This is a genomic window from Pseudomonas sp. NPDC087615 (assembly GCF_044743445.1).
Lineage (GTDB): Bacteria > Pseudomonadota > Gammaproteobacteria > Pseudomonadales > Pseudomonadaceae > Aquipseudomonas > Aquipseudomonas baetica_A.
In genome coordinates, this window is the sequence record NZ_JBIUWM010000039.1 from 21,123 (window position 1) to 36,999 (window position 15,877).

Consider the following 15,877-nt stretch of genomic DNA (forward strand, 5'->3'; position numbering starts at 1 on the left):
ATCATCGCCCATGCGATGTCCCGAACACACTTCAACGGTCTTCACACCTGTCAGGTTTTACAGGTGTGGAGATCGGGAACTGGAGATAGGCTGTTTTCGCCTGACATGTAGTTTGCAGTTGCCCGGCAGGTACGGACACCAACGTCCGCTTCCCTTACCTCCTCCGAGTAAACACCATGAGCGAACATGTTCTCGAAGACCAATCCGTCAAACTCTCAGGTCTTGTGACACTGGACTATTGCGTCCTTGCCGCTATCTCCCAAGCGCCTGCCCGCAGCGGTACGGTATGGACGAACAAGGACTCTAGCGAGTCCATTGTCACCAGCAAAAACCATCACCGCCTCTCGGATGAAAAGTCGCAGATCAGCCTCACTACCTCGCCCGACAATGACGCGCCGAGCGTTGAAACGACGGCGGCAGGAATGTTTGAGATCATTTGTGCTGAAGACCGGTACGAAACCACCAACCGGGTTTCTTACAAAGACTACACCCGGCTCAGCGCCAACCAATGGCGGTCGGTGGTCTATGGCGGCGCGGGGTTGAACGATGAAACAGCCGTCACCGAAATCGATCCTTATGTGAATCTCACTGAAGACCAGTTTCTACTTTCCGCCAGAATCAATGATGTTGTGAAAGATCCCCAGGCAGTGCGAATCACCGGGAAACGTTACACCCTCAGAGGCGAGCGTTATCAAGTCACCGTCATCGCTCCGAACAACAGCTATGTCAGCGTGACGGATTTCAGCAAGGACGACATGTTCCGGACCCTGGCGGTGGGTGATAGCTATGTCGTCAATCAAGACATGCGGACAGTCAAAGAGAAACGCGTTTTCTACCTGGAGACTATTGGTGGCATCGACTTTTACGGACGGGAAATTCTTCTGGCGTGAAACAACTGATCCAAGGTCACGCCGACGCGCCACATCAGGCGCGCCGGTTCTTTTGAAAAAAGGCTGAACTCAACTCAACTTGAACCCACCCATCTGTCGCGCCAGATCATCTGCCAGCTTCTGCAGCATCTGACAATCCTCACGACACGCCCGAACCTCGCCCGCCGTGGCCCGGGCCAGATCGGAAATGCCCTGTACGTTTCGGTTGATCTCTTCGGTCACCGCCGATTGCTCTTCCGTCGCTGTCGCCACCTGATGGTTCATGTCGCTGATGCGCTCGACCTGCCCGGTAATCGCGGTCAGCGAGGCCCCGGTACGCTGGCTCGACTCCACCCCGGTGCCGGTCGCTGCCTGACCGGTGCGCATCGAGGACACGGCGTTTTCCGCGCCTTGCTTGAGGTTGCCGATCATCTGCTGGATCTCGTCGGTGGATGCCTGCGTGCGGCGTGCCAAGGTACGCACTTCGTCCGCCACCACCGCAAAACCACGCCCCATGTCCCCGGCGCGCGCCGCTTCAATGGCGGCGTTGAGCGCCAGCAGGTTGGTCTGTTCGGAGACCCCGCGAATCACCGCCAGCACCGAGTCGATCGACGCCACTTGATGCGCCAGTTCTCCCACCGCGCCCGCTGCCACGCCGATTTCGTCAGACATGCTTTCTATATGCCGGATGGAGCCGCCGACCACTTCTCGCGCTTGCATGGCTTCATCGCGCGCCGTTTGCGAGGCGAGCGCTGCGTTGCCAGCGTTTTGCGCGATTTCCTGTACGGTCAGGCCCATTTCATGGACGGCAGTGGCGACCATGTCGGTCATCTCCTGCTGACGACCAGAGCGCTCGGCGGTGTTATCCACAACCTTGGCCACTTGGCCGACGGCGGTGCGCAAACGCTCACTGGTGGTCAGCACTTCGCCAATCATCCCGCGCTGGCTGTCGAGGAAGCGGTTGAAGCCGCGAGCGAGATCGCCCAGCTCATCAGCGCGACTGGAATCTAACCGGTGGGTCAAATCTCCACCACCGCTACCGATGGCTACCAGCGCGGCTGTTACCTGACGAATCGGTCGCACCAAGCCTTGGGCCAACCACACCACCAGCGCCAGGCACACCAGCGCTACCGCCAGCCCGATGCCGCCACTGAGCCACATCGCCCGCCGGGCTTCAGCGTAGATCTGCGACTGCGGCACTTCGGCCACCAACGTCCAGCCCAGATCGCGCAAAGGCAGGCTGAACGCAAGGAAGTCCTCGCCATCACGCTGGAAGCTGCTGCTGACCGCATTTTTTTGACCGAGGACTGATTGCGCCGCCGCCGCTCCGATCTGCTCCGCGAGGGTGCGTTTGCCACTGAACTGCGCCTCGGGATGGACCTGGATCAAACCGTCGGAACGCACGAGATAGACCTTGCCGTGCTCGCCGAAGCTGAAGTTGTGGATCAGCTCCGACAGCTCTTTCATGCTCAGTCCAAGTCCGGCGACGCCGACCACTTTGCCAGCCTGCTCGACCTTCAAATCGATGAACAGCGCCAATTCGCCGGTGGCGCCATCGTTGTCAATATTCAGGGTGCGCGGCTGAGTGCTGTCGAGGAAGGAATAGAACCAGGCATCGGCCGGTTTGGCGCGACTGAGGGTGCGATCCAGGCCTTTTTCGGTGATGTAATGATTGGAGTCAGTGCCGATGATTAAAGCGGTAAATGCCTTGTGTTCGGCGCGGATGCCTTCCAGATACTGCGCGAAGGCCGCTGTTTTGCTGCTGTCTTCGCCATTGGCCAGCCAGTCGCGGACCATGGAATTGCTGGCGATGTCTTTAGCGGCGGTGAGGGGTTGAACGAGGATACGTTCGATGTCGTTGCGCGTCGCTTCGATGCTCGACGGCAACGCTTGTTCGACCAGATAGCTCTGGGCGAGGCGGTTGACCACCAGGGTATAAATGCCAACCACGATCAGAATGCTGACCAGCAGGGCGGTGCCCATGCTGAGAATCAGCTGCCATTGAATACTGCGTCGCCACAACTGCATGGAGCACCCCCAAAGAATAAGTGGCCGAAACAATGCAACAGCCGTGCCGATTGTATACAACTAAACCGACAATCTATTCTTTGGTTGTGCGCAACGCCATCAGCCCTGATTGATGGTCTTGGCGATGGTGTCGACCGTGGCGCTGACTTGCTCTTGGTAACGGTCGAGTTCTTCCTGGTGCTGCTTCTTCATTTCAATCTGCTGAGAGCACAGATTCATCGCCGCCAGCACCAACAAACGATCACCGATCAGGGTCGGGTATTTGCGTTTGGTGTCTTCCAGCGTGGCCTTGAGCATCATGGCCGCGTCCAGCAGGGTCTGTTCTTCCCCGGCCGGCGCCTTGATCGAATAGTCCTCCCCAAGAATGGAGATGACTTTTACCCCTGCTGTCTGGTGGTTCATGCGCTGACGGGACCTGCGTTGACGCGATCAACCAGTGCCTGGATGCGCGCTGCGGTGGCGCCGTGCTTCTCTTCCTGCTCCATCAGGTTCAGTTGCAGGCTCTCGTTTTCATCCTTGGCCTGGGCCAGTTCCGAAGCCAGGGTCTGGTTGGTTTGCGCAAGGGTCTGGTTCTGTTGCACCAGGTCGCTGACGAGCTGTTCCAATTGGCTGAGGGATGCTTCCAACATTTTGATCTTCCAAGCGTTTTTCAAAGGGCGCGTACGATAAAGAAAAGTCACCACAGATGCCAGGGTTAAACCGGCGCAAAGCCTTGATTTTCCTGGTGGGCGACCGTTCCTGCGAGTTTAAAAGACTGTGATCTGCCGATCTGGTTCCTGCACTTCGTCGCCAGAGGGGCTGTGCGACAAATACGCACACCGGTTCAAGACTTTAGTCGCATGACCGATAAGTCATCCATACAGCAGTTTCAGCCCGCATGGATGCGGCCCTTTTCGGTATCCGCACATGTCCCTTCGCAATATGAATATCGCCCCTCGGGCCTTCACCGGTTTTGCCCTGATCGGCGGCCTGATGCTGATCCTGGGCGTGTTCGCCCTGAACCAGATGAGCAAAATCCGCGGCGCCGCCGAGGACATCACCTCCAACAGCGTGCCAAGCATCAAGAACCTCGATGAGTTCACGCAACTGACGCTGCGTCTGCGCGTGCTCTCGTACCGTTTGCTGGTGAACCGCGAACCGGACGTTCAGCAGAAAACCATGGAGTTGCTGGACACGCGCAACGCGCAGATCCGCAAGGCCCAAACAGCTTACGAGCCGTTGATCGGTAGCGCTCAGGAGCGTGCGACCTATGATCAATACGTGCAGTTGCAGGGGCAATACCGCCAGATCGAAGAGCGCATGAAAAACCTGTCGCGCAACAATCAGGTGGATGAACTGCGCAACTTGCTCAACACCGAGTTGCTGAACAACTCCGAAGCGATGAACACCGCCCTTAACACGTTGATGCAGATCAACGACAAACAGGTGCGCGACACCAACGAACAGGCGGCCGAGCAGTACGCTACGGCTTTCGACCTGGTTGTCGCCCTGCTGGTAATCGCTACCGGTCTGACCCTGCTGTTCGCTTGGCTGCTGACCACCAGCATCACCAAGCCCATTGCCAAGGTTCTGGAAGCGGCGCAAACCATCGCCGAAGGCAACCTGACCCAGCCGATCCACGTTGACGGCACCGATGAAGCCGGGCGTCTGCTGGCGGCCATGGCCAAGATGCAGTCCAAGTTGCGCGACACCCTGCAGCGGATCTCCGGTTCGGCCACGCAGTTGGCCTCCGCCGCTGAAGAGCTGAACAGTGTCACCGACGAAAGCGCTCGCGGCCTAACTCAGCAGAACAATGAAATCGAACAGGCCGCCACTGCGGTCAACGAAATGACCAGCGCGGTTGAAGAAGTTGCCCGCAACGCGGTCAGCACCTCGGAAGCCTCGAAGAACGCCACTACCTCGGCCGGCGACGGTCGTGACCTGGTGCAGGAAACCGTCAGCGCCATCGAACGCATGAGCGCCGACGTGCAGAGCACCGCGACGTTGATCGGCGACCTGGCCAACGAATCCCGTGACATCGGCAAGGTGCTGGACGTGATCCGTGGTCTGGCTGACCAGACCAACCTGCTGGCTCTGAACGCGGCGATTGAAGCGGCGCGTGCCGGTGAGGCGGGGCGTGGTTTTGCGGTAGTGGCTGATGAAGTTCGCGCCCTGGCCCATCGTACTCAGCAGTCGACCAGCGAAATCGAGCGCATGATCGGCAGCATTCAAAGCGGTACCGAACACGCCGTGGACTCGATGCGCAACAGCACCGAGCGCGCCGAATCGACGCTGAATATTGCCCGTGGTGCCGGGATGTCGCTGGACACCATCAACACCGCCATCGTCGAGATCAACGAGCGCAACCTGGTGATCGCCAGCGCCGCCGAAGAACAGGCACAAGTGGCGCGAGAAGTGGATCGCAACCTGGTGAACATCCGCGATCTGTCGGTGCAATCGGCCACCGGGGCGAATCAGACCAGTGCGGCGAGCAACGAGCTGTCGCGATTGGCGCTGGACCTGAACAACATGGTTGGGCGGTTCAGCCTTTAACAGCAAGATCGGAGCCCATGGCAGTTACTGCACTGATCGTTCCCACGCTCTGCGCGGGAACGCAGCCCGGGACGCTCCGCGCCCCAACGCGCACGCAGAGCGGCCATTGAGGCATTCCCACGCGGAGCGTGGGAACGATCTGGCATCCTCGGTGTAAAAACCTTTTTGACAGCATCACATTTCAACAGGTTAGAATCGCTGGCACGCAGACTGCATGGTCAGTTTGTGCCCGTCTTCACGCTTCTGGAGTACTGCCTTTGAATGCGACGACCATCAACAGCCTGTTCTTGATCGGCGCGTTGCTGGTAGGTGCGAGCATTCTTGTCAGCTCACTGTCTTCGCGTCTCGGCATCCCGATTCTGGTCATTATTCTCGCGGTCGGCATGACTGCTGGGGTCGATGGCGCCGGGATCATTTTCGATAACTACCCGACGGCCTATCTGGTCGGCAACCTCGCACTGGCGGTGATCCTGCTCGACGGCGGCTTGCGCACACGGGTTTCAAGTTTCCGCGTGGCGTTATGGCCGGCGCTGTCGCTGGCCACGGTCGGGGTGCTGATCACCACCGGGCTGACCGGCATGGCGGCTGCATGGCTGTTCGATCTGAACCTGATCCAGGGCTTGCTGATCGGCGCCATCGTCGGCTCAACCGACGCCGCCGCGGTGTTCTCGCTGCTCGGCGGCAAAGGCCTGAACGAACGGGTGTCGGCCAGCCTGGAAATCGAATCCGGCAGCAACGACCCGATGGCGGTGTTTCTCACCGTCACCCTGATCGACATGCTCGCCAGCGGCCAGACCGGCTTGCACTGGAGCCTGCTGACCCACCTGATCCGCGAATTCGGTATCGGTGGCGTGATCGGTCTGGGCGGTGGCTGGCTGATGCTGCAACTGGTCAACCGGATCAACCTCGCCGCCGGCTTGTATCCGATTCTGGTGATTGCCGGAGGTCTGGCGGTGTTCGCACTGACCAACGCGCTGCACGGCAGTGGTTTTCTCGCGGTTTACCTGTGTGGCCTGGTGATCGGCAACCGCCCGGTGCGCAGTCGCCACGGCATCCTGCACATGCTCGACGGCATGGCGTGGCTGGCACAGATCGGCATGTTCCTTGTGCTGGGCTTGCTGGTGACGCCGCACGATTTGCTGCCGATTGCCCTGCCCGCTTTGGGCCTGGCGCTGTGGATGATTCTGTTCGCGCGGCCGCTGTCAGTGATCGTTGGCCTGCTGCCGTTCAAGGCGTTCCATGGCCGCGAAAAAGCGTTCATTTCCTGGGTTGGTCTGCGCGGTGCGGTGCCGATCATTCTGGCAGTGTTCCCGCTGATGGCCGGGCTGCCCCATGCGCAGCTGTACTTCAACCTCGCGTTTTTCATCGTGCTGGTCTCGCTGCTGGTGCAGGGCACGAGCCTGCCGTGGGTCGCCAAATGGCTCAAGGTCACGGTGCCGCCCGAGCCCGCGCCGATCTCTCGGTCCGCGCTGGAAGTGCATATCACCAGTGAGTGGGAGCTGTTCGTTTATAAGCTCGGTGCGGAGAAATGGTGCATCGGTTCGCCCCTGCGAGAACTGAAAATGCCCGAAGGCACGCGTATTGCCGCCCTTTTCCGTGGTCAGCAACTGCTCCATCCGTCGGGTAGTACGGTGTTGGAGGTCGATGATTTGCTCTGTGTTATCGGCCATGAACACAACTTGCCAGCCCTCGGAAAACTCTTCAGTCAGGCACCGCAACGCGGGCTCGACCTGCGTTTCTTCGGTGACTTCGTGCTCGAAGGAGACGCCCAACTTAAAGCGGTTGCCGCCCTTTATGGCTTGCCGGCCGAGGGCATCGATCCCGCCATGACCTTGGGCGCCTTCATTGCCCAGAAAGTCGGCGGTGCACCGATCGTGGGCGACCAGGTGGAGTGGAACAACACCCACTGGACCGTCGCGGTCATGGACGGGAACAAGATTGGCAAAGTGGGCGTCAGATTCCCCGAAGGAAGTCGCCCGGGCCCCGGACTCTTCCTCTAAACTGCCTCCACTATCACTTGCTTAACCGGTCTCTATGCCTACCCTGCGCTCCTTTTTTATCGCGGCCCTGCTGGGCCTGAGTCTTACCGTCGGCCCGCTTTACGCCGCCGAACCGCCGTCCAGCGAAGCCGTGCAGGCCAGCCTGGAGAAACTCGCCGACAGCAAACTGCCGGATGCCGATAAAAAGACCCTGCAAACCGTTCTGCAGAACACGCTCAACCAGCTCAACAACAAAAGTGATTACGAACAAAAACTGATCGACCTCAAGCAACAACTCGCGACCGCGCCAAAACAGACCATCGAAAACGCCCGTGAACTGACGCGTCTCAAAGCCAGCAGTGTGGTGCCGGTGGCGCAGCGTTTCCCCAAAGAGTCGATTCAGCAACTGGAACAGATCCTCACCGATCGCTCCACCCAGCAGAGCGATCTGCAAAAAGCCCTGGCCGACGCCAACAGCCTGATCATCACTGCGCAGACTCGTCCCGAGCGCGCTCAGGCAGAAATCTCCGCCAGCCAGACGCGCATTCAGCAGATCAACAACATCCTCAAGTCCGGCAAGGACAGCGGCAAAACCATCAGCGGCGAGCAACGCGACCTACTGAACGCTGAACTGGCAGCGCTGAACGCGCTGATCCCGCTGCGCCGTCAGGAACTGGCCGGCAACAGCCAGTTGCAGGATCTGGGCAATTCCCAGCACGACCTGCTCTCGGAGAAATCCGACCGCCTCGACCACGAGATTCAGGAACTGCAAACCCTGATCAACCAGAAACGACTGGCGCAGTCGCAGGAAACCGTCACCCAGCAGTCGATCGAAGCGCAGAAGGCCGGTGGCAGCAGCCTGCTCGCCAGCGAAAGCACGGCCAACCTGAAGCTCTCGGACTACTTGCTCAAAAGCACCGACCGCCTCAACGAAGTCACCCAGCAGAATCTGCAAACCAAGCAACAACTCGACACCCTGACCCAAAGCGATTCGGCTCTGGACGAGCAGATCAACGTACTCAAGGGCAGCCTGTTGCTGTCGAAGATTCTCTACAAGCAAAAACAGGCCCTGCCGCGTTTGAAGGTCGACCGCGATCTGGCGGACCAGATTGCCGACATTCGCCTGTATCAGTTCGAAGTCAGCCAACAGCGTGAGCTGCTGAGCAATCCGTCCACCTACGTCGACAACCTGCTGTCCACCCAGCCACCGGAACAAGTCACCCCGCCGTTGCGCAAAAGCCTGCTGGATCTGGCCAACACCCGCGCCGACTTGCTGGAGCGCCTGAACCGCGAACTGAGCGCGGTGCTCAACGAATCGATCACCCTGCAACTCAATCAGAAGCAACTGCTGAGCACTGCGCAAAGCCTGCGCGCGACCCTCGATGAGCAGATGTTCTGGATCCCGAGCAACAAACCGCTGGATCTGGAATGGATGCGCGGCGTGCCGGAACGCCTCAAGCGTCAGGTCGACACCCTGCCGTGGGCTTCCAGCCTGAGCGAGCTGACCGACGGCCTGACCCAGCGACCGCTGCTGTTCCTGCCGCTGGCGCTGCTGATCGGCGCGCTGCTGTTGCGCCGCAAAAACCTGTATGCGCGCCTGAACAAGGTTCACCAGGACATCGGCCACTTCAAACGCGACAGCCAGTGGCATACCCCGCAGGCGATTCTGATCAATATCCTGCTGGCGATGCCGGTGGCGCTCGGTCTGGGCCTGTGCGGCCTGGCCTTGCAGATCGATGCACGCGGACAGAACACCAACATGGGCGCGGCGTTGATACAAATGGGTCAGGCGTGGCTGGTGTTCTACACCGCTTACCGGATTCTTGCGCCGGGCGGCGTGGCGGAGTTGCACTTTCGCTGGGAAAAACCGCAGGTCGAATTCCTTCAAGGCTGGGTGCGGCGGCTGGGGCTGGTGGTCCTGGCGCTGGTGGCGGTGGTTGCCGTGGCCGAACTGCAACCGGCAGCACTGGCCGACGACGTACTTGGCATGCCGGTGGTGTTGATTTGCTACGCCCTGATGGCATGGCTGCTCAGTCGCCTGCTGATCAGCAGCCCGGCCCACGAAAACACCTCGCTGTTTCGCAAAGCCCTCGGCGTGATGTTCACCCTGCTGCCGATCGCCCTGTTCACCGCCGTGTGCTTCGGCTACTACTACACCGCACTGAAGCTCAGCGATCGCTTGATCAACACCCTCTATCTGCTGATGTTCTGGCTGGTGATCGAAGCCACCTTCGTCCGTGGCCTGGCGGTTGCAGCAAGGCGTCTGGCTTACCAGCGCGCCTTGGCCAAACGCCAGGCCGCAAAAGAAGCCGGTGAAGGCGAAGCGGTGATTGAAGAACCGACCCTGGACATCGAAAAGGTCAACGAACAGTCGCTGCGCCTGATCCGTCTGGCGCTGCTGGGCGGTTTCATCGCCGCACTGTACTGGGTCTGGTCGGATCTGATCTCGGTGTTCTCCTACCTAGACAACATCACCCTCTACGAATACACCAGCGGCACTGGCTCGAACATGAGCATGGTGCCGATCAGCATCGGCGACATGCTCGGCGCGCTGATCATCATCGGCATCACTTTCGCGCTGGCACGCAACCTGCCGGGCCTGCTTGAAGTGTTCGTGCTGTCGAAACTCAATCTGGCCCAGGGCAGTGCCTACGCGACGACGACGCTGCTGTCGTATGTGATCGCGGGTGTCGGCTTCGTCTCGACCCTGTCGACACTCGGCGTGAGCTGGGACAAGTTGCAATGGCTGGTGGCGGCGCTGTCGGTCGGCCTCGGTTTCGGCATGCAGGAGATCTTCGCCAACTTCATCTCCGGCATCATGATCCTGTTCGAACGCCCGGTGCGGATCGGCGACACCATCACCATCGGCAACCTGTCGGGCACGGTGAGCAAAATCCGCATCCGCGCAACGACCATCACCGACTTCGACCGCAAGGACATCATTGTCCCGAACAAGACGTTCATCACCGGGCAACTGATCAACTGGTCGCTGACCGACACCATTACCCGGGTCACACTCAAGCTGGGTGTGGATTACGGTTCGGACCTGGATCTGGTCAAGGAACTGCTCCTCAAGGCCGCCCGGGAAAACCCGCGAGTGCTCAAAGAACCCGAGCCGCACGTGTACTTCCTCAATTTCGGTGAAAGCACCCTCGACCATGAACTGCGCATGCATGTGCGCGATCTCGGTGACCGCAACCCGGTGATCGACGAGGTCAACCGCTTCATCAACCGCGAGTTCAAGACGCATCACATCAACATCTCGTTCCGCCAGATGGAGATTTACCTGAAGAATCTTCAAGGCGAGGAATACAAGCTGGTCCCCGTCGAGCCGAAGACGAAAACCGACGTAGCGGTGGTCGACGGCCAGAAACCGACACAAGAGCCACCGCCGGCCAAACTCGACTAACCGGTCTAATCCCAGCAGAATGCTCGGACATTCTGCTGGAGCAGGCCCTTGAAAGCCCTCGACGAACTGACCTTCGACAATCGCTTCGCCCGCCTGGGCGATGCGTTCTCAGCCCACGTGCTGCCTGAGCCGATCGACAATCCGCGTCTGGTCGTCGCCAGTGCCGCGGCCATGGCATTGCTGGACCTCGACCCGGCAACGGCTGAAACCGAGGAATTCGCCCAATTGTTTGGCGGCCACAAACTGTGGGCCGACGCTGAACCTCGGGCGATGATCTATTCCGGGCATCAGTTCGGCGGCTATACGCCACAACTGGGCGATGGGCGCGGTTTGCTGTTGGGCGAGGTCTACAACGCGGCGGGCGAACACTGGGACCTGCACCTCAAGGGCGCCGGGCAGACGCCGTTTTCGCGCATGGGCGATGGCCGGGCGGTACTGCGTTCGTCGATCCGTGAGTTCCTCGCGTCCGAAGCGCTGTACGCATTGAACATTCCTTCGTCGCGGGCAGCCTGCGTGATCGGTTCCGACACGCCGGTCTGGCGCGAAAAGCAGGAGCGCGCGGCGATGGTGCTGCGCCTGGCGCCGAGCCACATCCGCTTTGGCCACTTCGAATACTTCTACTACACCAAGCGCCCCGAGCAGCAGAAGCAACTCGGCGAGCACGTACTGGCGATGCATTTCCCCGAATGCCTGGAACAACCGGAACCGTATCTGGCGATGTTCCGCGAAATCGTCGAGCGCAACGCCGAACTGATCGCCAAATGGCAGGCCTACGGCTTCTGCCACGGAGTGATGAACACCGACAACATGTCGATCCTTGGCATCACCTTCGACTTCGGCCCGTTCGCCTTCCTTGATGATTTCGACGCCAACTTCATCTGCAACCACTCCGACGATCAGGGCCGCTACTCGTTCAGCAATCAAGTGCCCGTCGGCCAGTGGAACCTCAGCGCACTGGCTCAGGCGCTGACGCCGTTCATCAGCGTCGAAGCCCTGCGCGAAACCCTGGGCCTGTATTTGCCGCTGTTTCAAGCGCATTACCTGGACCTGATGCGCCGTCGACTCGGTTTCACCACCGCTGAAGATGACGATCAATTGCTGCTGGAAAACCTGCTGCAACTGATGCAGAACAGCGGCGTTGATTACACGCTGTTCTTCCGCCATTTGGGTGAAACCTCACCGGAGCAGGCCGTCGCACGCTTGCGTGACGACTTCGTCGATATCAAAGGTTTCGATGCCTGGGGCGAGCGTTATGTGGCGCGGGTTGCCCGCGAAGGCACGCTTGATCAGGAACAGCGCCGGGCGCGGATGCACGCGGTGAATCCGCTGTACATCCTGCGTAATTATCTGGCGCAAAAAGCCATTGATGCGGCTGAGCAAGGAGATTACTCGCAGGTGCGCCGTTTGCATGCGGTGCTGAGCAAGCCGTTCGAGGAGCAGCCGGGGATGGAGACTTATGCAGAGCGGCCGCCGGAGTGGGGCAAGCATTTGGAGATCAGTTGTTCTTCTTAAAGGGCTGGACTCCATCTTGATAAGCGATTCGTGCGTCTCCAGATAAGGCGTACGCATCGTTAACCTTCTCCGAGCCGAACATGACCAACCCACTCCTGATCCCCTGCCCCTCCTGCAACGGCCTTAACCGCATCCCCGCCGAGCGCCTCGCCGACCAGCCGAAGTGCGGCCGCTGCAAATCCGCGGTGCTGTTGAGCAAACCGTTCGAACTCAAGCAAGGCGACTACGCCAGCCAGATCAAGGGCGATCTGCCGCTATTGGTTGACGTGTGGGCCGACTGGTGCGGGCCGTGCAAGTCGTTTGCGCCGGTGTTCGAGCAGGCGGCGGCGCAATTGGCGGGCAAGTGTCGGTTGGCCAAGCTCGATAGCGAGGCGAATCAGCAGTTGTCGGCGCAGCTGGGGATTCGTTCGATACCGAGTCTGATTCTGTTCAAGAACGGCCGGGAAGTGGCGCGTCAGAGTGGCGCGTTTGCGTTGCCGCAGTTGATGAGCTGGCTGCATAGCCAGGGCATCTGACACACCCAAAACCCCATGTGGGAGCGGGCTTGCTCGCGAAGGCGTCAGATCCGTCAATTAAAGTATTGATGTGACGGCCCTTTCGCGAGCAAGCCCGCTCCCACAAGGGTTAAGTGTGTCTCAGAACCTCAGGCGTCCTCGAGCAGGTTGTGCAACTCGACAAACTGCTGGGTCAGTTTGTGTCGCGGATCGAGGTGGATCAGCGGCGTGCTGGCCTGGTGAGACTCGCGCATGCGCACTGAACTGGTCAGATACACCGGCAGTACCGGCAAGCCTTCGGCAATCAATTCGTCCAGCATCTGCTGCGGCAAAGTGGCCCGGGCCTGGAACTGGTTGACCACGATGCCTTCAACTTCCAGCCCTTCGTTGTGGTCTTCCTTCAACTCTTCGATTTCCGCCAGTAAGCCGTACAGCGCCTGACGCGAGAAGCTGTCGCAATCGAAGGGGATCAGCACGCGATCTGCGGCAATCAGCGCCGATACCGCATAAAAATTCAGAGCCGGCGGCGTATCGAGGTAGATCCGGTCGTAATCTTCCGACAGCTCATCGAGCAACTTACGCAGTTTGTTGATCTTGTGTTTGGCTTCGAGCTTGGGTTGCAAGTCCGCGAGTTCGGCGGTAGCGGTGATGATGTGCAGGTTGTCGAACGGCGTTTCGTAGATATCCGCCTGATTCTTTTTCGAGAAGGGTCCAGAAGACAGGGTCTGCTTGAAGAAATCGGCAATACCCATCGGGATGTCGTTGCCAGTGAGCCCCGTCAGATACTGAGTGGAGTTGGCCTGGGCATCGAGATCCACCAACAGCGTGCGATAACCCTCGCTGGCGCTGACCGCCGCCAGATTGCAGGCAATGCTGGATTTGCCTACACCACCTTTCTGATTGAACACCACGCGCCGCATGACAAAACCTCCGTGTATCAAAGAATGACCGAGTGTAGATGCGGGCGACCGTGCTTCGCTACCTTCACCGACACGGACTACAAGGTCATACATCAATATCCGGCGACAGGCAGCGTAAAAACCGCCATCAAACGCCGACATGTCCGACAGACAGACCGCATTCAGTGTGGATAATGGCCAAGTGACAGTTTTATCGCGAACCACTCGGTACATTTCATTGCGCAAAATGTAACCAGCATTTGCTACACACTCCTTGCACCGGGATAATGCGCGCCACCCGGCGCCAAGCGCCACGTCACCTCCAGCGCAGTCGGCTCATCTGCGCCGCGGCTTTGGCGACTCAAAATGCGTCAACAGAAGCCCGCAGGGGCGGGATGAACGTCCGTGATCAACTTCAACATCGCCCAATGGCGCGCGTGGGCCCCGGGGCTCGACAGCGTGGACGCCTGGCAGGCCTGGAGCCGACAACCGGTCGTGCTCCAGAGCAGTGATGCCGCGCCCGATGTATCGTTTTTGCCGGCCATGCAGCGGCGCCGACTCAGTCGCCTCGCCCGAATGGCCTTCAGTGTCGGCTGGCCGCTGGCCGACGGACGGGAACACCTGCCACTGGTGTTCGTCTCCCGCCACGGCGAAACCCCGCGCACCTACGAAATTCTCAGTGATCTTGCCAAGGACGAACCGTTGTCACCGACCCAGTTCAGCCTGTCGGTGCACAACGCGATCATCGGCCTGTGGTCGATCATGCGCGGCGAAACCAGCGAAATGACTGCCCTCGCTGCCGCGGGCGACGGCCTCGAACACGGCATGCTTGAAGCCGCCGCCCTGCTCAACGAAGGCGCTCCGGCGGTGTTGCTGGTGATCACCGAAGAACAGCCGCCCGAAGCTTATTCGCAGTGGATCGACGATGTGCCGTTTCCGTACGCACTCGGCCTGTTGCTGACCCCCGGTACCGACTGGCGGCTGAGCCTGAACAGCACCTCGCAAGCACTGTCCAAAGCACAATGGCCCCACGCACTGAGTCTGTTGCGCACCCTGCTCGGCCAACAACCCCTTTGCCAACATGCCTGGAAAAATCGTGTATGGACCTGGCAACGCAACCCATGACCGAGAAAAAACGTGACGCCTACTACTGGCGCCTGCTCGCCACCGCCGCCAGTTTCGCGCTGTTCGGGCTCGGTGGACTGTGCCTTCGCGTACTGGTGTTTCCGCTGCTCGCCTGCCTGCCCGGCGATGCCCTGGCCCACCGCCAGCGTGCGAGGCAGACCGTCAGTCGGCTGTTCTGGTTTTTCGTACGGTTCATGGCCCGCACCGGCGTGCTGACCTACGACATTCAAGGTGCCGAACGTTTGGGCCGACCGGGGCAAATGATCATCGCCAACCACCCGTCGCTAATCGATGTGGTGTTTCTCATCGGCCTCGTGCGTCAAGCCAATTGCGTGGTGAAGAAAAGCCTGTGGGAAAACCCCTTCACCCGGGGTCCGCTGCGCAGCACCGAATACATCAGCAACGACGGCAGCATGGACATGCTCGATGCCGCCGCCGAGTCTCTGCAAAACGGCCAGACCCTGATCATTTTCCCCGAAGGCACGCGCACTCAACCGGGACAGGCACCCGCCTTTCATCGGGGCGCCGCAGCCATTGCCCTGCGGGGTGCGAAGATCCTAACGCCGGTGATCATTACGGTCAGCCCGACCACTTTGACCAAAGCCGAACCCTGGTATCGGATCCCCAGTCGCCGTGTGCACTTCAGTTTTCGTGTCGGCGCCGATATAGACCCACAGACATTCGCAGCGCAAGGGCCTGCACCGCAGGCCTCGCGCAAGCTCAACGATTATTTGCACTCTTACTTTATTAAGGAGCTCGCCCAAGATGAGCGATCTGCATCGGGACATTAAAGAGCTGATCATCGACGCCCTCGGCCTCGAAGACATCAGCGTTGAAGACATTGGCGACGATCAGACACTGTTCGGCGAAGGCCTGGGCCTGGACTCCGTCGACGCACTGGAACTGGGTCTGGCGATCCAGAAAAAATACGGCATCAAGATCGATGCTGATGCCAAAGACACCCGTAACCATTTCTCCAACGTGGCGAGCCTTGCGGCATTCGTCACGGCAAAACAGGCAGCTTGAGACC

At 59.7% G+C, this 15,877-nt stretch carries 12 protein-coding genes and 2 pseudogenes; 10 read left to right on the plus strand and 4 right to left on the minus strand.

The window, feature by feature from the left end:
* Positions 1-176: 176 nt before the first annotated feature.
* The gene (locus ACIOU6_RS18995) at positions 177-890 is read left to right on the plus strand and encodes a hypothetical protein (RefSeq protein ID WP_401138613.1); all 714 of its coding nucleotides are present in this window, start codon (positions 177-179) and stop codon (positions 888-890) included.
* Positions 891-959: 69 nt separating this feature from the next.
* On the opposite strand, the gene ACIOU6_RS19000 is transcribed toward ACIOU6_RS18995, so the two are convergent.
* The 3 genes from ACIOU6_RS19000 to ACIOU6_RS19010 form a co-directional block, all read right to left on the minus strand.
* On the minus strand, positions 960-2,897 hold the full coding sequence (locus tag ACIOU6_RS19000) for a methyl-accepting chemotaxis protein (protein ID WP_221731266.1): 1,938 nt from the start codon (positions 2,895-2,897) through the stop codon (positions 960-962).
* A gap of 99 nt (positions 2,898-2,996) precedes the next feature.
* Positions 2,997-3,299 carry a cell division protein ZapA gene (locus ACIOU6_RS19005; RefSeq protein ID WP_401138614.1) on the minus strand — a complete coding sequence of 101 codons (303 nt, stop codon included), beginning with the start codon at positions 3,297-3,299 and terminating at the stop codon, positions 2,997-2,999.
* Positions 3,296-3,526, minus strand: a complete 231-nt coding sequence (locus ACIOU6_RS19010) for a hypothetical protein (RefSeq protein ID WP_401138615.1) — start codon at positions 3,524-3,526, stop codon at positions 3,296-3,298. The genes ACIOU6_RS19005 and ACIOU6_RS19010 overlap by 4 nt, the downstream gene beginning before the upstream one ends.
* 343 nt (positions 3,527-3,869) lie before the next feature.
* Here ACIOU6_RS19010 and ACIOU6_RS19015 point away from each other — a divergent pair.
* From ACIOU6_RS19015 to trxC, 6 genes and pseudogenes are all read left to right on the plus strand, one after another.
* Positions 3,870-4,526 (plus strand): annotated as a pseudogene (locus tag ACIOU6_RS19015) (MCP four helix bundle domain-containing protein); the annotation flags it as partial.
* Positions 4,527-4,829: 303 nt separating this feature from the next.
* Positions 4,830-5,429, plus strand: a pseudogene (locus ACIOU6_RS19020) (methyl-accepting chemotaxis protein); the annotation flags it as partial.
* 257 nt (positions 5,430-5,686) lie between these two features.
* Positions 5,687-7,429: a potassium/proton antiporter gene (locus ACIOU6_RS19025; RefSeq protein ID WP_221731270.1), complete on the plus strand. Its 1,743-nt coding sequence runs from the start codon at positions 5,687-5,689 to the stop codon at positions 7,427-7,429.
* A gap of 34 nt (positions 7,430-7,463) precedes the next feature.
* The gene (mscK, locus tag ACIOU6_RS19030; RefSeq protein ID WP_221731271.1) at positions 7,464-10,817 is read left to right on the plus strand and encodes a mechanosensitive channel MscK; all 3,354 of its coding nucleotides are present in this window, start codon (positions 7,464-7,466) and stop codon (positions 10,815-10,817) included.
* A gap of 48 nt (positions 10,818-10,865) precedes the next feature.
* Positions 10,866-12,329 carry a protein adenylyltransferase SelO gene (gene selO, locus ACIOU6_RS19035; RefSeq protein ID WP_221731272.1) on the plus strand — a complete coding sequence of 488 codons (1,464 nt, stop codon included), beginning with the start codon at positions 10,866-10,868 and terminating at the stop codon, positions 12,327-12,329.
* An 80-nt stretch (positions 12,330-12,409) separates the two neighbouring features.
* On the plus strand, positions 12,410-12,844 hold the full coding sequence (gene trxC, locus ACIOU6_RS19040; protein ID WP_221731273.1) for a thioredoxin TrxC: 435 nt from the start codon (positions 12,410-12,412) through the stop codon (positions 12,842-12,844).
* Positions 12,845-12,972: 128 nt separating this feature from the next.
* Here trxC and ACIOU6_RS19045 read toward each other — a convergent pair whose 3' ends face one another.
* Positions 12,973-13,743: a ParA family protein gene (locus tag ACIOU6_RS19045; RefSeq protein WP_221731274.1), complete on the minus strand. Its 771-nt coding sequence runs from the start codon at positions 13,741-13,743 to the stop codon at positions 12,973-12,975.
* A 384-nt stretch (positions 13,744-14,127) separates the two neighbouring features.
* Between ACIOU6_RS19045 and ACIOU6_RS19050 the strand changes: the two genes are divergently transcribed.
* Genes ACIOU6_RS19050 through ACIOU6_RS19060 form a run of 3 tightly spaced genes read left to right on the plus strand, consistent with a single transcriptional unit; the run spans position 14,128 to position 15,873 of the window.
* A complete protein-coding gene (locus tag ACIOU6_RS19050) occupies positions 14,128-14,847 on the plus strand; it encodes a beta-ketoacyl synthase chain length factor (protein ID WP_221731275.1) in 720 nt (239 codons plus the stop codon).
* The gene (locus tag ACIOU6_RS19055; RefSeq protein ID WP_221731276.1) at positions 14,823-15,638 is read left to right on the plus strand and encodes a 1-acyl-sn-glycerol-3-phosphate acyltransferase; all 816 of its coding nucleotides are present in this window, start codon (positions 14,823-14,825) and stop codon (positions 15,636-15,638) included. Before ACIOU6_RS19050 ends, ACIOU6_RS19055 begins: the two co-directional genes overlap by 25 nt.
* Positions 15,613-15,873 (plus strand): phosphopantetheine-binding protein, encoded by a 261-nt coding sequence (locus tag ACIOU6_RS19060; protein ID WP_221731277.1) that lies wholly within the window; start codon positions 15,613-15,615, stop codon positions 15,871-15,873. Before ACIOU6_RS19055 ends, ACIOU6_RS19060 begins: the two co-directional genes overlap by 26 nt.
* Positions 15,874-15,877 lie beyond the last annotated feature (4 nt).